The organism is Candidatus Kosakonia sp. 282A-S69, from assembly GCF_029433855.1.
Classification (GTDB): Bacteria; Pseudomonadota; Gammaproteobacteria; order Enterobacterales; family Enterobacteriaceae; genus Kosakonia; species Kosakonia cowanii_A.
This window is the reverse complement of the sequence record NZ_JAROAU010000003.1, coordinates 883,509-902,363: the sequence shown is the minus strand read 5'-3', so window position 1 is coordinate 902,363 and position 18,855 is coordinate 883,509. Positions and strand designations below refer to the sequence as shown.

Annotated in this window: 16 protein-coding genes; 3 read left to right on the top strand and 13 right to left on the bottom strand. The window is 55.6% G+C overall.

What is annotated here, in order from left to right; translation table 11 throughout:
- Window positions 1–5: 5 nt before the first annotated feature.
- From nuoI to lrhA, 9 genes are all read right to left on the bottom strand, one after another.
- Window positions 6–548, bottom strand: a complete 543-nt coding sequence (gene nuoI / locus PU683_RS09995; RefSeq protein WP_023479728.1) for an NADH-quinone oxidoreductase subunit NuoI — start codon at window positions 546–548, stop codon at window positions 6–8.
- 14 nt (window positions 549–562) lie between these two features.
- The gene (nuoH, locus tag PU683_RS09990; RefSeq protein WP_023479664.1) at window positions 563–1,537 is read right to left on the bottom strand and encodes an NADH-quinone oxidoreductase subunit NuoH; all 975 of its coding nucleotides are present in this window, start codon (window positions 1,535–1,537) and stop codon (window positions 563–565) included.
- Window positions 1,534–4,260 (bottom strand): NADH-quinone oxidoreductase subunit NuoG, encoded by a 2,727-nt coding sequence (nuoG, locus tag PU683_RS09985; RefSeq protein WP_277171328.1) that lies wholly within the window; start codon window positions 4,258–4,260, stop codon window positions 1,534–1,536. The genes nuoH and nuoG overlap by 4 nt, the downstream gene beginning before the upstream one ends.
- 89 nt (window positions 4,261–4,349) lie before the next feature.
- On the bottom strand, window positions 4,350–5,687 hold the full coding sequence (nuoF, locus tag PU683_RS09980; RefSeq protein ID WP_139567646.1) for an NADH-quinone oxidoreductase subunit NuoF: 1,338 nt from the start codon (window positions 5,685–5,687) through the stop codon (window positions 4,350–4,352).
- Entirely contained in the window at window positions 5,687–6,187 is a 501-nt protein-coding gene (gene nuoE, locus PU683_RS09975; protein WP_023479890.1) for an NADH-quinone oxidoreductase subunit NuoE, read from the bottom strand. The genes nuoF and nuoE overlap by 1 nt, the downstream gene beginning before the upstream one ends.
- 2 nt (window positions 6,188–6,189) lie before the next feature.
- Complete coding sequence (nuoC, locus tag PU683_RS09970; protein WP_277171327.1) at window positions 6,190–7,992, bottom strand: NADH-quinone oxidoreductase subunit C/D; 1,803 nt, start codon at window positions 7,990–7,992, stop codon at window positions 6,190–6,192.
- 90 nt (window positions 7,993–8,082) lie between these two features.
- Window positions 8,083–8,757, bottom strand: coding sequence for an NADH-quinone oxidoreductase subunit NuoB (gene nuoB, locus PU683_RS09965; protein WP_023479723.1), 675 nt, complete (start codon window positions 8,755–8,757; stop codon window positions 8,083–8,085).
- Between the two features lie 15 nt (window positions 8,758–8,772).
- Window positions 8,773–9,216 (bottom strand): NADH-quinone oxidoreductase subunit NuoA, encoded by a 444-nt coding sequence (nuoA, locus tag PU683_RS09960; protein ID WP_034812950.1) that lies wholly within the window; start codon window positions 9,214–9,216, stop codon window positions 8,773–8,775.
- A gap of 630 nt (window positions 9,217–9,846) precedes the next feature.
- On the bottom strand, window positions 9,847–10,782 hold the full coding sequence (lrhA, locus tag PU683_RS09955) for a transcriptional regulator LrhA (RefSeq protein ID WP_277174259.1): 936 nt from the start codon (window positions 10,780–10,782) through the stop codon (window positions 9,847–9,849).
- A gap of 928 nt (window positions 10,783–11,710) precedes the next feature.
- Here lrhA and PU683_RS09950 point away from each other — a divergent pair.
- Both PU683_RS09950 and yfbR read left to right on the top strand, forming a co-directional pair.
- Window positions 11,711–12,925 (top strand): pyridoxal phosphate-dependent aminotransferase, encoded by a 1,215-nt coding sequence (locus tag PU683_RS09950; RefSeq protein ID WP_277171326.1) that lies wholly within the window; start codon window positions 11,711–11,713, stop codon window positions 12,923–12,925.
- Window positions 12,926–13,003: 78 nt separating this feature from the next.
- Window positions 13,004–13,603 (top strand): 5'-deoxynucleotidase, encoded by a 600-nt coding sequence (gene yfbR, locus PU683_RS09945; RefSeq protein WP_277171325.1) that lies wholly within the window; start codon window positions 13,004–13,006, stop codon window positions 13,601–13,603.
- Window positions 13,604–13,622: 19 nt separating this feature from the next.
- On the opposite strand, the gene PU683_RS09940 is transcribed toward yfbR, so the two are convergent.
- From PU683_RS09940 to yfbV, 4 genes are all read right to left on the bottom strand, one after another.
- Window positions 13,623–15,455, bottom strand: coding sequence for an SLC13 family permease (locus tag PU683_RS09940; protein ID WP_277171324.1), 1,833 nt, complete (start codon window positions 15,453–15,455; stop codon window positions 13,623–13,625).
- A 75-nt stretch (window positions 15,456–15,530) separates the two neighbouring features.
- Window positions 15,531–16,220: a sugar phosphatase gene (locus tag PU683_RS09935; RefSeq protein WP_277174258.1), complete on the bottom strand. Its 690-nt coding sequence runs from the start codon at window positions 16,218–16,220 to the stop codon at window positions 15,531–15,533.
- On the bottom strand, window positions 16,201–16,695 hold the full coding sequence (locus tag PU683_RS09930) for a YfbU family protein (RefSeq protein WP_277171323.1): 495 nt from the start codon (window positions 16,693–16,695) through the stop codon (window positions 16,201–16,203). The genes PU683_RS09935 and PU683_RS09930 overlap by 20 nt, the downstream gene beginning before the upstream one ends.
- Before the next feature lie 156 nt (window positions 16,696–16,851).
- Window positions 16,852–17,307, bottom strand: a complete 456-nt coding sequence (yfbV, locus tag PU683_RS09925; protein WP_277171322.1) for a terminus macrodomain insulation protein YfbV — start codon at window positions 17,305–17,307, stop codon at window positions 16,852–16,854.
- A 336-nt stretch (window positions 17,308–17,643) separates the two neighbouring features.
- On the opposite strand from yfbV, the gene ackA reads away from it, so the two are divergent.
- Window positions 17,644–18,846 carry an acetate kinase gene (ackA, locus tag PU683_RS09920; protein ID WP_023479643.1) on the top strand — a complete coding sequence of 401 codons (1,203 nt, stop codon included), beginning with the start codon at window positions 17,644–17,646 and terminating at the stop codon, window positions 18,844–18,846.
- The last annotated feature ends 9 nt before the right edge of the window (window positions 18,847–18,855 follow it).

The following is an 18,855-nucleotide window of genomic DNA, read 5'->3' as shown; positions in this document are numbered from 1 at the left end:
TCTCCTTACGGTAACAGGCCTTTGACGTCGATAGGCTTGGCTTCGTTTTCCGCTTCGCCCTTATCTTTGCCGTCGATTGCCATACCTGCCATCCGGTAGAAGTTATATTCCGGGTATTTGCCCGGACCGGAGATCAGCAGATCCTCTTTTTCATACACCAGATCCTGGCGCTTGAACTCACCGAGTTCGAAGTCCGGCGTCAGCTGAATCGCTGTTGTCGGGCACGCCTCTTCGCACATGCCGCAGAAGATGCAGCGCGAGAAGTTGATACGGAAAAACTCCGGATACCAGCGGCCATCAACGGTTTCCGCTTTCTGCAGCGAGATACAGCCAACAGGACAGGCCACCGCGCAGAGGTTACAGGCTACGCAGCGCTCTGCGCCGTCCGGATCGCGCGTTAGCACGATACGGCCGCGGTAGCGCGGGGCCAGGTAAACCGGCTCTTCCGGGTACATACGCGTTTCGCGTTTGGCGAACGCATGCAGGCCAATCATCCAGATACTGCGAACCTGGGTGCCAAAGCCCACGAATAACTCTTTTAACGTCATGGTCTCATCACCCCTTATTGCTGCCACAGAATGACTGCCGCAGTACCCAGCAGGTTAAGCAGTGTCAGCGGCAGACAAATTTTCCAGCCGAAAGACATCACCTGATCGTAGCGAGGACGCGGCAGTGCGGCGCGAATCAAAATGAACATCATCATAAAGAACGCGGTTTTCAGCGCGAACCAGATGAATGGCGGTAACAGCGGACCCTGCCAGCCACCAAAGAAAAGGGTAACCATCAGCGCAGAGATGGTGACGATACCGATATACTCGCCGACGAAGAAGAGACCGAACTTCATGCCGGAGTATTCAATATGGTAACCATCCGCCAGCTCCTGCTCTGCTTCCGGCTGGTCAAACGGGTGACGGTGACACACCGCGACGCCAGCGATAGCGAAGGTAACGAAGCCGAAGAACTGCGGGATCACGTTCCACAAACCCGCCTGGTTGTTGACGATGTCGGTCATGTTGAATGAACCGGCCTGCGCCACCACGCCCATCAGCGAAAGCCCGAGGAACACTTCGTAGCTGAGGGTTTGCGCAGAGGCACGCATCGCGCCGAGCAGCGAATATTTGTTGTTACTGGACCAACCGGCGAACAGCACCGCGTAGACCGCCAGACCCGCCATCATCAGGAAGAAGAGGATCCCGATATTGAGGTCAGCCACCACCCAGGTGGGGCTGACCGGCACAATGGCGAAGGCTAACAGCAGCGAGGTGAATGCGATCACCGGCGCGAGGGTGAAGATCACGCGATCCGAGAAGCGCGGGATCCAGTCCTCTTTAAAGAACATTTTGATCATATCCGCGACCAGCTGGAGTGAACCACCCCAGCCCACACGGTTCGGCCCGTAACGGTTCTGGAACAGGCCGAGCAGACGACGTTCGCCAAAGCTCATGAAGGCACCGCAGGTGACGACCACCAGCAGGATAACTACCGCTTTCAGAATGCTTAACAGAATGTCGATAACATCCGGTGTTAACCAGCTCATGCTTGCGCCTCCCGCAGATTTTCAAGACGTGCTCCGGCCAGTACCGGCGCAATACCCGGCATGCCCATCGGCAAACCGACCTGCCCAGCCGTCAGACCTTCCGAGACCTGCAGCGGCAGGCTGAGAGTCTGCCCTTCGTAGGTGAAGGAGACGTGTGCGCCCGCGTTTACGCCAAGCTTCGCGGCATCGGCCGGGTTAAGCGTGATGTAAGGCTGCGGCATACGGCTCTGGAACACCGGCGAACGCTGCGAAAGCTCATCGCTGCCAAACAGGTGATAGTAAGGCGCGATACGCCACTCGCCATCCTGTGCGCTGAAGGCGCCCGGTACGACGGTGAAGTAATCCAGCCCGGTTTCCGTCGCCTCAATCAGGCGGACGCCCGGATCGCCGTGACGCAGGTGACCGCCCACTTCATCCTGGAATTTGTTCCAGGCCTGCGGGGAGTTCCAGCCCGGTGCCCAGGCAAACGGAATTTGCGAGCGCGGCGCTGAAGGCTGGTTGTTCCCTTCCATTGAGAAGGCGAACATGGTGTCTTTATCCTGCGGCTGACGCGGTTCGTGGACGCTGATATTGGCGCGCATTGCGGTACGACCGCTGTAGCGGTGCGGCTCACGCGCCAGTTTCTGCCCGCGAATGCGGAAGCTGGCATCCGGTGCGGCATTTTTGATGCCCGACAGCTGCGGCAGCGCGGCGACGGCGGCATCGATCACATGATCGAGCTGCGTCCAGTCCACTTCGCGGTTCAGCACGGTGCTGTGCAGCGAGTGCAGCCAGCGCCAGCTTTCCAGCATCAGCGCTTTATTGTCGTAGTAGCTCGGGTCATAAACCTGGAAGAAGCGCTGAGCGCGACCTTCGTTGTTAATTACCGTGCCGTCGCTCTCTGCGAAGCTTGCCGCAGAGAGGACCAGATGGGCGCTCTCCATAATTGCCGTGCGCTGGTGATCAACCACCAGCACCAGCGGCGCTTTCGCCAGCGCGGCATCAACGCGCGCAGCAGAAGCGTGACGGTGCAGATCGTTCTCCAGCACCACGACCGCGTCGGCGCTGCCGCTCTCCAGTTCGGAGAGGGCATCATCGAGGCTACCGCCGCCGATAAGGCCAAGGCCCATGCTGTTAACGGAGCGGGCAATCATGGTGATGCCGACATCGGCACCGCGCCCTTTCAGCGCTTTCGCCACGTTCGCCGCCGCGTGGATGACGTCTGTGCTACCGGCGTTGGTACCGGAGATAATCAGCGGTTTCTTCGCCCCGGCCAGCGCCTGGACAATGACATCCACCTTGCCCTGCAGATCGCTGCTCAGGCCGTCAACCGCCGGTGCGGAGTTATCCAGCGCATGCGCGATGGCAAAACCTAAACGCGCCTGATCTTCCACCGGCGCGCGGTAGGTCCACGCGGCGATATCGTCCAGGCGGGTGCTGTCGACGTTAGTGACAAACAGCGGATGTTTAGCGCGCTGACCGATATTCATGATCGCCGCAATTTGCCAGTCGGCCACTTTCTGCGCCGCCGCCATTTCGCGGGCTTTGCCCTTCACCGCCTGACGTACCGCCAGCGCAACGCGTGCGCCGGTCTGGGTGACGTCTTCGCCGAGGATGAGCACCGCATCGTAAGATTCGATCTCACGCAGCGCCGGCGTGCGGATGCCGCCTTCGCGCAGCACTTTCAGCGCCAGCGTCAGACGCTCCTGCTCACCTTTGGCGATGCCGGTGTAGAAGTTATCCGCACCGACCAGTTCGCGCAGCGCGAAGTTGCTCTCTACGCTCGCGCGCGGAGAACCGATGCCAATCACTTTCTTCGACTGGCGCAGAATATCCGCCGCGCCCTGCATCGCCTGTTCAGCGTTGAGGGTGATGAGATCGTCGCCGCGACGCTGTACCGGCTGGCGCGGACGATCTTTCAGATTGACGTAGCCATAGCCGAAACGACCGCGGTCGCAGAGGAAGTAGTGGTTCACCGTGCCGTTGTAGCGGTTTTCGATACGACGCAGTTCGCCGTAACGCTCGCCCGGGCTGGTGTTACAGCCGATGGAGCACTGCTGGCAGATGCTCGGCGCGAACTGCATATCCCATTTACGGTTATAGCGCTCGGAGTGGGTTTTATCGGTGAAAACGCCGGTCGGGCAGATTTCAACCAGGTTGCCGGAGAACTCGCTCTCCAGCGTCCCCTCTTCCGGGCGGCCGAAATAGACGTTGTCATGGGCGCCATAGACGCCCAGATCGGTACCGTCGGCATAATCTTTGTAGTAGCGCACACAGCGGTAGCAGGCGATACAGCGGTTCATCTCGTGAGAGATGAACGGACCGAGATCCTGGTTACGGTGCGTACGTTTGGTGAAACGGTAGCGACGGAAGCTGTGACCGGTCATCACGGTCATATCCTGCAGGTGGCAGTTACCGCCCTCTTCGCAGACCGGACAGTCGTGCGGGTGGTTGGTCATCAGCCACTCCACCACGCTCTCACGGAACTCTTTCGCTTCGTGATCGTCAATAGAGATAAAAGTGCCGTCGGATGCCGGTGTCATACAGGACATAACCAGGCGGCCACGCGTGTCTTCCGCGTTTTGATATTGCTTCACCGCACACTGGCGGCACGCACCCACGCTCCCCAGCGCCGGATGCCAGCAAAAATAAGGAATATCAAGGCCCAACGAGAGACAAGCCTCTAACAGGTTGTCTGCGCCGTTTACCTCGTATTCTTTGCCGTCTACGTGAATAGTAGCCATTAGCATGCTTCCAGTTGTCTCAGCCGGAGCTGAGAATTAATCAAAATTCGTTCCGCGTCCCCCCACCTGCTCATGGTGAGGGGGAACCATTACCAGCGCGCTTTCAGCAGGTTTGGCTGGATACCGCCAATCGCATGGGTATTGCTGAATTGCTGCTTGATCCCCGCTTCGAACTCTTCGCGGAAATACTTAATTGCGCTCTGTAACGGTTCAACCGCACCCGGCGCGTGTGCGCAGAAGGTTTTACCCGGCCCCAGCTGGCGGCAGAGTTGCTCCAGGGTTTCGATATCGCCAGGCTGACCTTCGCCACGCTCCAGCGCGCGCAGGATTTTGACACTCCACGGCAGCCCGTCGCGGCACGGTGTACACCAGCCGCAGGACTCGCGGGCGAAGAACTCTTCCAGGTTACGCACCAGCGGCACCATGCCAATTTCATGGTCAACGGCCATCGCCAGCGCGGTACCTAAACGGCTGCCCGCTTTACCGATGCTTTCGAACTCCATTGGCAGATCGAGGTGCGCTTCGGTGAGGAAGTCGGTTCCCGCCCCGCCCGGCTGCCAGGCTTTAAATTTCAGCCCGTCGCGCATGCCGCCCGCGTACTCTTCGAGAATTTCGCGCGCGGTGGTGCCAAACGGCAGCTCCCAGACGCCCGGGTTTTTCACGCGCCCGGAGAAGCCCATCAGCTTGGTGCCGGCATCTTTGCTGGTTGACAGGCTCTGATACCACTCCACGCCGTTAGCGAGAATTGCCGGGACGTTGCACAGGGTTTCGACATTGTTAACACAGGTCGGTTTGCCCCATACGCCGGAGCTTGCCGGGAAAGGCGGTTTGGAGCGCGGGTTCGCGCGTCGCCCCTCCAGCGAGTTGATCAGCGCCGTCTCTTCGCCGCAGATATAGCGACCCGCGCCGGTATGGACGATAAGTTCGAAATCGAACCCGCTGCCGAGAATATTTTTGCCGAGGAAGCCTGCTTCGGTGGCTTCCGCAATGGCGCGGCGCAGGTGCACCGCCGCTTCGATGTATTCCCCGCGCAGGAAGATGTAGCCGCGATAGGCTTTCAGCGCAAAGGCGGAGATCAGCATGCCTTCCACCAGCAGGTGCGGCAGCTGCTCCATCAGCAGGCGGTCTTTATAGGTGCCCGGCTCCATCTCATCGGCGTTACACAGCAGGTAACGGATGTTCATCGATTCGTCTTTCGGCATCAGGCTCCACTTAAGACCGGTGGAGAAGCCCGCGCCGCCGCGCCCTTTCAGGCCGGCGTCTTTTACCTGGTTGACGATCTCGTCCGGTGCCAGCCCGGTCAGGGCTTTACGCGCACCGGCATAGCCGTTTTTGCTCTGATACTCTTCAAGCCAGACCGGCTGTTTGTCATCGCGCAGACGCCAGGTTAGCGGATGGGTTTCGGGAGTACGGATAATGGTCTTCATTATTTATACCGCTCCAGCAAGTCAGGGATCGTTTCCGGCGTCAGAGAACTGTGGGTGTCCTCATCGATCATCATGGTTGGCCCTTTGTCGCAGTTACCCAGACAGCAGGTTGGCAGCAGCGTAAAGCGGCCATCAAAAGTGGTCTGGCCCGGCTTGATCTTCAGGTGGCTCTCAATCGCCGACTGGATCCCCTGATAGCCCGTGATGTGACACACCACGCTGTCGCAGTAGCGGATCACATGGCGGCCGACCGGCTGGCGGAAGATCTGGCTATAGAACGTTGCCACGCCTTCGACATCGCTCGCCGGAATGCCCAGCACGTCGGCGATTGCGTAAATTGCGCCGTCCGGCACCCAGCCACGCTGTTTCTGAACGATCTTCAGCGCTTCAATGGACGCCGCACGCGGGTCTTCGTAGTGGTGCTTCTCGTGCTCAATTGCCTCACGCTCTGCCGCACTCAGCTCAAAAGCCCCGGTTTCTGGTTGTTGATTCTCGTGCATAATTAGCGGTCCACATCTGACATAACAAAATCGATACTACCCAGGTAGACAATCAGGTCTGAGACCAGGCTGCCGCGGATTGCCGCCGGAATTTGCTGCAGATGCGGGAAACTCGGCGTACGGATACGGGTACGGTAGCTCATGGTGCTGCCGTCGCTGGTGAGGTAGTAACTGTTGATACCCTTGGTTGCTTCAATCATCTGGAAGGATTCGTTAGCCGGCATGACCGGACCCCACGACACCTGCAGGAAGTGAGTAATCAGGGTTTCGATATGTTGCAGCGTGCGCTCTTTCGGCGGCGGCGTAGTCAGCGGGTGATCCGCTTTGAACGGCCCTTCCGGCATATTGTTGAGGCACTGCTCAAGGATGCGCAGGCTCTGGCGCAGCTCTTCTACTTTCAGCATCACGCGGGTGTAGCAGTCGCTGACGCCACCGCCAACCGGGATTTCAAAGTCGAAGTTCTGATAGCCGGAGTAAGGGCGCGCTTTACGCACGTCAAAGTTGATGCCGGTAGCGCGCAGACCCGCGCCGGTGGTGCCCCACTCCAGCGCCTCTTTGGCACCGTAAGCGGCAACGCCCTGAGCGCGGCCTTTCAGAATGGAGTTACGCAGCGCCGCTTTCTCATAGGAAGCGAGACGTTTCGGCATCCAGTCGAGGAACTCACGTAGCAGGCGATCCCAACCGCGTGGCAGATCGTGCGCGACGCCGCCGATGCGGAACCAGGCCGGGTGCATACGGAAACCGGTGATCGCTTCCACCAGATCGTAGATTTTTTGACGATCGGTAAAGGCGAAGAAGACCGGCGTCATCGCGCCGACGTCCTGAATAAAGGTGGAGATGTAGAGCAGGTGGCTGTTGATACGGAAAAGCTCAGAGAGCATGACGCGGATCACTTCTACGCGTTCCGGCACGGTAATGCCCGCCAGTTTCTCTACCGCCAGTACGTATGGCATCTCATTGACGCAGCCGCCGAGGTACTCAACGCGGTCGGTATAAGGAATGTAGCTGTGCCATGACTGGCGTTCGCCCATCTTCTCCGCGCCGCGGTGGTGATAACCGATATCCGGCACGCAGTCGACGATCTCTTCGCCATCAAGTTGCAGAATGATGCGGAACGCACCGTGCGCAGAGGGGTGGTTCGGACCGAGGTTGAGGAACATAAAGTCCTCGTTGTCGGTGCCGCGCTTCATGCCCCAATCTTCCGGCTTAAAGGTCAGCGCTTCCATCTCCAGATCCTGCTTGGCTTTGGTCAGCTCAAACGGATCGAATTCGGTGGCGCGCGCCGGGTAGTCTTTACGCAACGGGTGGCCGGTCCAGGTCTGCGGCATCATGATGCGCGTCAGATGCGGGTGGCCGTCAAAGGTGATACCAAACATCTCCCAGGTTTCACGCTCGTACCAGTTGGCGTTCGGGAAGAGTTTAGTGACAGTCGGCACATGCAAATCGTTTTCTGCGAGAGCCACTTTCAGCATGATGTCGCTGTTACGATCGATCGACAGGAAGTGGTAGAAAACGGAAAAATCCGCGGCGGGCAGACCGGCGCGGTGTGTGCGTAGACGCTCGTCCATGCCGTGGAGATCGAACAGCATGACGTAAGGCTTTGGCAATTTCTTTAAGAAATCGACCACTTCCAGTAACTGCTCACGCTTCACCCAAACAACGGGTACCCCGGTGCGGGTCGCCTGAACGGAAAAGGCATCCGGCCCAAAACGGTTGCGCAATTCGCCAATGACCGGATCATCCAGATGATCCCGGGTCTGCCATGGGGCTTCTTGCGCAGTTAAATCGGTCATATTTTTCACCATTGCAAAGGGTCCGTGGTGACTGTGGGGCAGCGCGTCGCGTTATTGGATTATTGAAATGCGACGCTTTTTACCCTTGCCCACAGGCGCAAATTAAATCTCGTCCGGTGAACGCAGGTTGGTGACGGCAATACGTTCACCGCGTTTACGTTCACGCTCTGACTGCATGTTGGCGCGGTAAACGCCCTGATCGCCAACCACCCAGGAGAGCGGACGACGCTCCTTGCCAATCGACTCCTGCAGCAGCATCAGCGCCTGCATATAGGCTTCAGGACGCGGCGGGCAGCCAGGGATGTAAACATCCACCGGGATAAATTTGTCGACGCCCTGCACGACGGAGTAGATGTCGTACATACCGCCAGAGTTTGCGCAGGCCCCCATGGAGATGACCCATTTCGGCTCCAGCATCTGGTCATAGAGGCGTTGGATAACCGGCGCCATCTTGGTGAACGGCGTACCGGCAACGACCATCAGGTCAGCCTGACGAGGCGAAGCACGCAGCACTTCTGCGCCAAAACGCGCCACGTCGTGCACGGCGGTAAACGACGTCACCATCTCAACGTAGCAGCAGGAAAGGCCGAAGTTATACGGCCAAATTGAGTTCTTACGACCCCAGTTCACCATATCGTGCAGGACATTTTCGAGCTTGCCCATGTAGACGCTACGGTTGATCTCTTGTTCCAGGGGGTCAGTTACGATCTCCTGTTTTTGCAGGGGGTAACGGTCGTTCTCACCGTTAGGATCTATGCGGGTGAGCGTATAATCCATCTTATTGCCTCGCGGTTAGCGTTGACTGTCAGTGTAGCTGTTGGTCTCAGGGTTGACCTGCGCACGGCGCGAACGCACCGGCGTCCAATCGAGTGCGCCAATACGCACCAGATAAACCAGACCAGCCAGCAGCACTAAGATAAAAATTGCGGCTTCGGCAAATCCCACCCAGCCACTCTCACGAATGGACGTAGACCATGCGTAGAGATAGAGCGCTTCGACATCGAAGATGACGAAGAACATGGCAACCAGATAGAACTTGGCAGAGAGACGTAAGCGAGCGGAACCGACGGAGTCGATACCTGATTCGAAAGGAACGTTTTTGTGCCTTGCGCGCGCGCGTCCGCCCAAAAACCGACCGCCGACCAGCATGAGGCAACAGAGGCCGATGGCGACAATAAGAAAGACAGCGAATGCCCAGTGATGAGCGATGATTTCAGTGGATGTTGACATACGCATTGCTTAACTCAAAAGGTAGCGTTAAAACCTCTGCTCTTGCTGGCAGATGACGCCACATCGATTCACGGGGAGGAATAAAAAACCACATACTTACTGTGCAAAAGCTGAAAAACAGCTAAATGATGTGGGTTTTTACTCCTTTCTATAACCTTTTGTCAACTTTAACAAAAGTTTCCTCACATTAGTTTACATCGGCAGCAATCCATTAACATTTAGTGCCGTTTTATTGACCAGCAACGACTTTTCCTGCGGCAAAATCCGGTGTTGAATCGAGTCCGTTGTAGAGGATTACAAAAATTACCCTCCTATTTTGACAGGATTTACCCAGGATTCCTCCCCCTCTCCGGAGGTATTTTTTTGATCTGAGACACGCTTTTGTTAATTCATACGTTAAATCGGCAACAATCTTGCTTGATTTTTAACATGAGCAGAGGGCATGAAAGACTATAGATGATAAAGGGAGATTGTGCTGTGAGATGGGTTAACAGATTGAAAGAAATAATGATTTAGGGCATGAATAATTCAGTTGCTTATTATTTATACAAAAAATGACCCGCTATCATTAATTCTCTCTTCAGCGGGTCATTTTTACACTTACAAAGTGTTACCAGTTTTGCGGTCAAATGTTAATTAGAAATCCCCATCAACCAGCAGCTGTTCATCTCCCCCTTCCGGAGTCGATCCTTTGTAGTGCCAGGGATCGCGATAGTGCTCCATGGCATCGAAGATTACCTGCGCCAGCTCATTCCCGCTGTTCGGGTTACGCGAGAGCAGGTATTCCGTTTCCGGCAAAATCGGGAAGCCTTCAGCGTTACCCAATACGCGCAGATCGGGGCTCATCATCTCCACCGGCCGCGCCGTTACGCCAAGCCCCGCTTTCACCGCGGCTTTTACGGCTGAGAGCGTTGAGGCCACGTAGGCCATGCGCCAGGGAATATCGGCTTGATTGAGCGCCGTGAGCACCATATCGCGGAACGGGCTTGGCTCATCCAGCAGTACCAACGGCACCGCTTCGCCTTTTTGCAGCACATACTCCGCTGCGCAATACCAGAGCGTTGGTGATGTCCGCAGCGTCAGATAGTCATATGACTGAACACGATGCGTGGTCACGACCAGATCAACCTCATCTTCCTGAAGCTGATCGCTGCTCATGGGATTGCGTTTCACCCGCACATCTAACGCCAGTTTTGGATAGACCGAGCTAATACGATTAAGCAGGAACGGCAAAATTGTATCTGCAGATTCATCTGACGCACCGATGGTCAAGACGCCCTGCAAGTTGCTGAACATCAAGGAGGTACAGGCTTCGTCATTGAAACGCAGGATCTTTCTCGCATAGCCCAGTAGCTGAATGCCATGCTCGGTCAGTAATTTATTGCGGCCATGACGGGCGAACAGCTCTTTTCCCACCAGCTGTTCAAGGCGCTGCATTTGCTGACTTACCGCGGATTGCGTACGGCAAACTGCCGCTGCGGCCGCTGCAAAAGTGTTGAGATCCGCGACCGCAACAAACGTTCTCAGCAGATCGAGGTCGAGATTCAGTATCGGACGATTTGCATTTATCATCATTTTTCACTTACGGGTTGCGCGCGCTGCGTGCCCCGGGTTTATGCTGTGTTCATAAGATTAAGTAAATCCATTTAAAAAGTGCATCCTGCACTGCCATTGCCGATGAAGCCAGGCAACGTGCGTGATGTTTTAGTTCGCTATCTGATGCAAGCAGAACTCAACCTCTTTATTTGGCCAACATCCCGCTCGGGGATATATAAAACGGCCAAATAGTGTTGATGCATTTAAAACGCGTCTTTCGCAGCGAATAGCGATTTAACATCGAGCGCCGCAGATAAAGGTGAACCCAACAGAGGTTCTGAAGTAATAAAGAGTAATAGCAATTAAGTAAAATTAAGAATTCAACCTTACCGAACTCAGGGCTTTGCCCTTAAGTGCCCTTTCAGGCTCTCTGAGTTTACCCCAAAACCTTTTTATTTATAAGCATTAATACGAATTATCTTAAATCTCTAAAATGTCAGAACGAAAAGATGAGACATATAAATATTAGTGATGGTCATAGTTACTATTCTCAATATTAAATAGCGAACGGTTCTGGAAATGGATCTCTTTAATAGAAATTAACATTATTTTCACAGTAACCAGGTGAGCTGTTTACTGCAACTTTATGCTTTCTCTTTATACACTCCCTCTTCGTCTCTGGCACCCTGCCAAAAATAAATCCCCACTGCTGGAGTGGGGTTACGCGGTTAAAAATTTCAATTATTGAACATTAAATAATATTAATTACCATCTATTTGCCTATGGTCAGCATGGAAAAGAGAGAAAAAGCGCATTTAATAGTTAAAAGATCGTTAAAGGCGACGGATGAGCGAGGCAAAATCTTCTCCTGTTAACCCTTCAAAATAAGCGGGCGTGGGAGTACATTGTTCCGTGTTCACTTCCACGGCAGGGAGTGGCGATTCCAGTAAAAAGGCAAAGGTTCATGTCCTCCATCGAAAAATCCAGCAAGTTAGATAACGTCTGTTATGACATCCGTGGCCCGGTTCTTAAAGAAGCAAAGCGTCTGGAAGAAGAAGGCAACAAAGTTCTCAAACTCAACATCGGCAACCCTGCCCCGTTCGGCTTCGAAGCCCCGGATGAAATTCTGGTCGATGTGATCCGCAACCTCCCTGGTGCCCAGGGCTACTGTGATTCAAAAGGGCTCTACTCCGCCCGTAAAGCGATCATGCAGCACTATCAGGCACGCGGCATGCGTGAAGTTACCGTTGAAGATATCTATATCGGCAACGGCGTCTCTGAGCTGATCGTGCAGTCGATGCAGGCGCTGCTGAACAGCGGCGATGAGATGCTGGTACCGGCACCGGATTACCCGCTGTGGACCGCGGCGGTGTCGCTCTCCGGTGGCAAAGCGGTGCACTATCTTTGCGATGAATCCGCCGGCTGGTTCCCGGATCTGGACGACATCCGCGCCAAAATCACCCCGCGCACGCGCGGTATTGTAATCATCAACCCGAATAACCCGACCGGCGCGGTCTATTCAAAAGAGCTGCTGCTGGAGATTGTCGAACTGGCGCGTCAGCACAACCTGATTATTTTCGCCGATGAGATCTACGACAAGATCCTCTACGATGAAGCGCAGCACCACTCTATCGCCGCGCTGGCGCCGGATCTCTTCACCATCACCTTTAACGGTCTGTCAAAAACCTACCGCGTCGCCGGGTTCCGCCAGGGCTGGATGGTGCTGAGCGGGCCGAAAAAGCACGCCAAAGGCTATATCGAAGGGCTGGAGATGCTTGCATCAATGCGCCTGTGCGCCAACGTACCGGCGCAGCACGCGATCCAGACTGCTCTCGGCGGCTATCAGAGCATCAGCGAATTTATCGTGCCCGGCGGGCGTCTCTATGAGCAGCGCAACCGCGCGTGGGAGCTGATTAACGAGATCCCCGGCGTCTCCTGCGTAAAACCGAACGGCGCGCTCTATATGTTCCCGAAAATTGACGCGAAACGTTTCAATATTCTTGACGACCAGAAGATGGTGCTCGACTTCCTGCTGCAGGAGAAGGTGCTGCTGGTGCAAGGCTCCGCCTTCAACTGGCCGTGGCCGGATCACGTCCGCATCGTTACGCTGCCGCGCGAGGACGATCTGGAGATGGCGATCACCCGCTTCGGGCGTTTCCTCTCCGGCTATCATCAGTAATTGCTCCCGGGGAGGATTTGCATCTTCCCCGACTCTCTGCGCACAATGGCCCAGGTCGTATTCAAGACAAGGTTAACTATGAGTCAGAGTCACTTCTTCGCCCACCTCTCCCGCCTGAAACTGATCAACCGCTGGCCGCTGATGCGCAATGTGCGCACCGAGAATGTCTCCGAGCATAGCCTGCAAGTGGCGATGGTCGCTCACGCGCTGGCGGCGATCAAAAACCGCAAATTCGGCGGCGCGCTTAATGCAGAGCGCATTGCGCTGCTGGCAATTTATCATGATGCCTCTGAAGTGATCACCGGCGATCTCCCGACGCCGGTGAAGTACTTCAACTCGCAGATTGCCCAGGAGTACAAAGCGATTGAGAAGATCGCCCAGCAGAAGCTGGTGGAAATGGTGCCCGAAGAGTTGCAGGATATTTTCGCCCCGCTGATTGATGAGCATCACTACAGCGTGGAGGAGCGTTCGATTGTTAAACAGGCCGATGCGCTCTGCGCCTACCTGAAGTGCCTGGAGGAGCTTTCCGCCGGTAATAATGAGTTTCTGCTGGCCAAATCGCGGCTGGAGAAAACCCTCGATGCCCGTCGCAGCCCGGAGATGGACTACTTTATGCAGGTATTCGTGCCGAGCTTCCAGCTCTCTCTTGATGAGATCAGCCAGGACTCGCCCTTGTAACAAGGGCGAACGTGTCTGGTTAAAAGGGAAAGAGCACTGGAATCATTACTACGCATACCATCATAACCAGCAGCGTAAAGGGCACGCCGAGTTTGATAAAGTCGCTGAACCGGTAGTTGCCCGGCCCTAATACCAGCGTATTCACCGGTGACGACACCGGCGTCATAAAGGCGGCAGAGGCAGCCATCGCTACCATCATGGCGAAGGGATAAGGCGAGACGCCCATCGACTTCGCCGCCGCCAGCGCAATGGGTGCCATTAAGACGGCCGTGGCGGTATTAGAGATAAATAACCCTATCGCCGCGCACATCACAAACAGACAAATCAGCATCAGGTGCGGGCCGTAGCCGCCGCCCAGCTCCATCAGCCCTTTCACTACCAAATCGACACCGCCGGTTTTTTGCAGCGCCAGCGCAAAAGGCATCATGCCGACAATCAGGATGATGCTCGGCCAGTGAATCGCTTTATAGGCGCTCTCGGCGTCAATACAGCGAAATTTCCCCATTAGCATGCAGGCGATAATGGCGGCAATCGGATTGGGAATATCGTCGGTCAGCATCAGCGCGACCATCAATACCAGACAGAAAATCGCATGCGGCGCCTGACTATGCGCCGGCGAGGCCGCGCTCTCTTCAACGGGCAGGTTCAGCACCACAAAGTCGCGGGCGTGTCCGGCAAGCTGGCTGATTAACTTCCAGTTGCCGACCACGAGGAAGATATCCCCCAGCTGTAGGGGCTCGTCAGTGACCGCCCCTTCCAGCGCCACACCGTTGCGCTTCAGCCCCACCACGTTCAGACCGTAGCGGGTACGAAAACCGATTTCGCGCACCGTTTTGCCCAGCAGTTCCGAGTCAGGAATCAGGGAGACTTCCGCCATACCAACATCGAGCGCCTGGTCAGAGAAGTACTCCCCGCGCAGGATCATCGGCTCCAGCTGCTGCTCGACGCAGAACTGGCGCAGGTCGACATCCGCCGAGGACATATCAATCAGCAGCACGTCACGGGCGCGAAACTCCGAAACGCCATTGACGTTCACAATCACGCGGCGAAAACGCCGCCAGCGCTCAACGCCGATCACGTTGGCACCATATCGCTCACGCAGCTGCAGATCGTCGAGGCGCTGACCAATCATCGGCGAACCGGGGCGAATAGCTAATCGCCGCGCGCGACCCGCCAGGTGATACTCACGGATCAGATCGCGAAACGAGCGCCGCTTCCAGCTCTCACGCTGAGCGTCACTCCCCTCCGCGTTTAGCGTAAAGCGCATCAACAGCATATAGACGATGCCGAGCAGAAGGATAACCAGGCCAAGCGGCGTGACGCTGAAAAAGCCAAACCCCTCTAACCCTTCGCGCAGCAGTTCACTGTTCAACACCAGGTTTGGCGGCGTCGCCACCAGCGTCATCATGCCGCTAATCAGCCCGGCGAAACTGAGCGGCATCATTAACCGCGAGGGGGAGACCTGCATCCGCAGCGAGACGCTCAGCACCACAGGAATAAAAATCGCCACCACGCCGGTCGAACTCATAAAGGCGCCCAGCCCGGCGACGGTTATCATCAGCAGAATCAGCATCTTCGTTTCGCTGCTGCCTGCCATCGTCACCAGCCACGCGCCCATATTGGTCGCCACGCCGGTGCGCACCAGCCCGTCGCCGATAATAAAGAGTGCGGCAATCAAAATAACGTTCGGATCGCTAAAACCGGAGAGCGCTTCAGGGAGCGTCAGCGTACCGCTCAGCACAAAGGCAACAATGATAAACAGCGCCACCGCGTCCATGCGCACTTTTCCTGTCGCAAAGAGCACCACGGCAATGCCCAGCAGAGAGAGAACCCAAATTAATTCACCGTTCACAACCTGTCCTTGTCAGTTGAGCGTGGTAAAAGCGTGCCATAAAAAACCCCACCGCGGTGGGGTTACATCATCTAATCAGGCTTTCAGATTGACGCTGACGATGCCGTCATGCTGTTTTGTGACGCTTATCGCCTCCAGGCTGGTCAGCGAGAAGTCGACCCTCTCAAGGCCGGGCGAACCGGGCGGGACATTGACGGCAATCACATGACAGCCCGCGGCGAGACCGGAGAGCACGCCTGCAGCCGCGTCTTCCACCACCACGCAGGTTTCAGGTGCCAGCCCTAACAGCCCGGCACCGAGCAGATAGGCGTCCGGTTCAGGTTTGCCCTGCTTCACCTGCTCGGCGGTGACGAAGACTTTTGGCATCGGCAGCCCGGTTGCGCGATGGCGCGCATGGGCGACGGGCACCGAGCCGGAGGTAACAATAGCCCACGGAATAGCCGATTCATCCAGATGCTGAAGCAGTTCAACCGCGCCGGGCAGTGGCGTAATGCCGTCCGTGTCTGAGGCTTCAATCCCCTCAAGGCGGGTAAATTCAGCGGCAATTTCCGCCTCTGAGGCACCCGCCATAAAGTGGCGCAGCGAGGTGATGGCCTGTTTGCCGTGGATAAAATTCAGCACCTCGTCATGGCTAATGCCAAAGCGATCGGCCCAGCTGCACCAGGCCCGCTCGACGGCGGGGAGTGAATTGACCAGAGTTCCATCCAGATCAAACAGAAAGCCTTTACACTGCACATTCACCTCCTCAGGCGTTGAGAATTTGATTAATTTCGTTGCTGCTTAAGTGGTACTGGCGCGGGCAGGCATGCCAGACGCTGAGCATGCGCTGGTATTTATCCCACATCGGCGTTTGGGCGTTAAAGCCATGGGTACCGGCATCAAAATGGGTATAACGCCCTTCGATATTGACCATAAAGCGGACGTAACCGAGGTAGCGCGCTTCGGTCGCGGCGTCGAAGCCGAGGAAAGTGACGCGGCGCTCGTCAATAGTGGCGTTATCTTTCAGGTTGGTCCAGGAGACATGGAGTGCGTGATACATCTCCATGATATCGATGATGTTGCGGCACGTTTCCTCTTTCAGCTCGCCAAATTCGCGATCCAGCTCGCGCATCTGCAAACCATATCCCCGTTCAACAATGGTTTGTAAACGGCGATAGCGCTCCGCATTGGCCGGGTCCATCATGGTCATCATCTTGTATTGATTGGATAAGATCAGACGTTGGGCATTGGTCATTTCCATCTTCGACTCCTGTGGCACTTCGGCGCAGTAAAAAAGTTGGCCTCAGTGTACCTGTGAGTAAAAGCCGCTTTCTTGATTTGCCGGGGGTGTTGCGCGGATCTACCAAAAAAAGAAAGCATCTGACGATGCTCTCCTCTTATCAATCACGTGCAACTTTTACAGCTCATCGAGAAAGGTTTTATCCAGCTGCTTAAAGGCGCGCTTGAGGGTATCCGCCAGCGCCTGATAATCGGGCTTACCTTCAACCGGTGCCAGCGCCTGGCCCGCATCCTGCAACTTACCGCGCACTTCATAGAACCAGTTCAAAATGGAGGGCGGCAGCGGCGTGACCGAGCGCCTGCCCAGCCACCATAACCCCTGCATTGGCAGGCTTAGCGCAAACAGCGCGGTGGCGACAGCGGGGCCAAGCTGCCCGCCGAGGGCGATTTGCCAGCAGAGGGTGAAGACCGCCACGGGCGGCATAAAGCGAATCGCGTAGCGTGTCGCGCGAATGGTACGGTTTTCTACAAACACGGGAGCGAGGCGTTTTTCCATAGGCCAGGTCTTCGCATAGTGCTGACCCCGGCGAAATAAACTGAAGAAACTGACGGGTCGAATCTCAGGATTTGACATGGCTTTACCTCAACTTCACATATAAAAATTAAAAAATTTGTGCAAAACAACAACTGTGAATGACAACGTTAAAATTTTTTGTCAATCCCACCTGCTATCGGGTATTCTGTGGCGGCCTTTACCAGGCCTTAGACGAATAGGTTTGAGTCGTCAAATAAGAAGCTCATTATGCCACTGTCTGAAAATTGCGCAAAATAGCTTAAAATCTTAACTATTCTTTCATCGTGTCAGAAAGTTCTCTCGACATGATGTTAATCATAAATGTCAGCGTCAACCTGCGCTACGCTGTGCGACTCACTGACCTTTTTTAGCCACGTATCATAAATAGGTACTTCCATGTCGAGTAAGTTAGTACTGGTTCTGAACTGCGGTAGCTCCTCACTGAAATTCGCAATTATCGATGCTGTAAACGGTGAAGAGTACCTCTCTGGTTTAGCCGAATGTTTCCACCTTCCTGAAGCACGCATCAAGTGGAAAATGGATGGCGGTAAACAAGAAGCGGCTTTAGGTGCAGGTGCCGCTCACAGTGAAGCGCTTAACTTTATCGTTAACACTATTCTGGCACAAAAACCAGAACTGTCTGCTCAGCTGACCGCAATCGGTCACCGTATCGTTCACGGTGGTGAAAAATACACCCGTTCCGTGGTGATCGATGAGTCTGTGATCCAGGGTATTAAAGACGCGGCCTCTTTCGCCCCGCTGCACAACCCGGCTCACCTGATCGGTATCGCCGAAGCGCTGAAATCCTTCCCGAGCCTGAAAGAGAAGAACGTTGCCGTGTTCGACACCGCGTTCCACACCACCATGCCGGAAGAGTCCTACCTCTATGCCCTGCCGTACAAACTGTACAAAGAGCACGGCGTTCGTCGCTACGGCGCGCACGGCACCAGCCACTTCTATGTAACTCAGGAAGCGGCAAAAGTGCTGAACAAGCCGGTTTCTGAACTGAACATCATCACCTGCCACCTCGGCAACGGCGGTTCTGTTTCCGCTATCCGTAACGGCGAGTGCGTAGATACCTCCATGGGTCTGACCCCGCTGGAAGGCCTGGTTATGGGCACCCGTTCTGGTGATATCGACCCGGCGATCATTTTCCATCTGCATGACACCCTGGGCATGAGCGTTGAAGCTATCAACAAAATGCTGACCAAAGAGTCCGGCCTGCTGGGCCTGACCGAAGTCACCAGCGACTGCCGTTATGTAGAAGATAACTACGAAACCAAAGAAGACGCGAAGCGTGCAATGGACGTTTACTGCCATCGCCTGGCTAAATACATCGGCTCTTACACTGCGCTGATGGACGGTCGTCTGGACGCGGTAATCTTCACCGGTGGTATCGGTGAAAACGCGGCGATGGTACGCGAGCTCTCCCTGGGCAAACTGGGCGTGCTCGGCTTCGAAGTTGACCACGAACGCAACCTGGCTGCCCGTTTCGGCAAGTCTGGTTTTATCAATAAAGAAGGCACCCGCCCGGCGATCGTTATCCCGACTAACGAAGAGCTGGTGATTGCGCAAGACGCAAGCCGCCTGACTGCCTGATAGTTTACC

Coding starts and splice junctions, on each gene's coding strand:
- nuoI (WP_023479728.1), bottom strand. CDS start 548: ATGACGTTAAAAGAGTTATTCGTGGGCTTTGGCACCCAGGTTCGCAGT.
- nuoH (WP_023479664.1), bottom strand. CDS start 1,537: ATGAGCTGGTTAACACCGGATGTTATCGACATTCTGTTAAGCATTCTG.
- nuoG (WP_277171328.1), bottom strand. CDS start 4,260: ATGGCTACTATTCACGTAGACGGCAAAGAATACGAGGTAAACGGCGCA.
- nuoF (WP_139567646.1), bottom strand. CDS start 5,687: ATGAAGACCATTATCCGTACTCCCGAAACCCATCCGCTAACCTGGCGT.
- nuoE (WP_023479890.1), bottom strand. CDS start 6,187: ATGCACGAGAATCAACAACCAGAAACCGGGGCTTTTGAGCTGAGTGCG.
- nuoC (WP_277171327.1), bottom strand. CDS start 7,992: ATGGTGAAAAATATGACCGATTTAACTGCGCAAGAAGCCCCATGGCAG.
- nuoB (WP_023479723.1), bottom strand. CDS start 8,757: ATGGATTATACGCTCACCCGCATAGATCCTAACGGTGAGAACGACCGT.
- nuoA (WP_034812950.1), bottom strand. CDS start 9,216: ATGCGTATGTCAACATCCACTGAAATCATCGCTCATCACTGGGCATTC.
- lrhA (WP_277174259.1), bottom strand. CDS start 10,782: ATGATAAATGCAAATCGTCCGATACTGAATCTCGACCTCGATCTGCTG.
- PU683_RS09950 (WP_277171326.1), top strand. CDS start 11,711: ATGTCCTCCATCGAAAAATCCAGCAAGTTAGATAACGTCTGTTATGAC.
- yfbR (WP_277171325.1), top strand. CDS start 13,004: ATGAGTCAGAGTCACTTCTTCGCCCACCTCTCCCGCCTGAAACTGATC.
- PU683_RS09930 (WP_277171323.1), bottom strand. CDS start 16,695: ATGGAAATGACCAATGCCCAACGTCTGATCTTATCCAATCAATACAAG.
- yfbV (WP_277171322.1), bottom strand. CDS start 17,307: ATGTCAAATCCTGAGATTCGACCCGTCAGTTTCTTCAGTTTATTTCGC.
- ackA (WP_023479643.1), top strand. CDS start 17,644: ATGTCGAGTAAGTTAGTACTGGTTCTGAACTGCGGTAGCTCCTCACTG.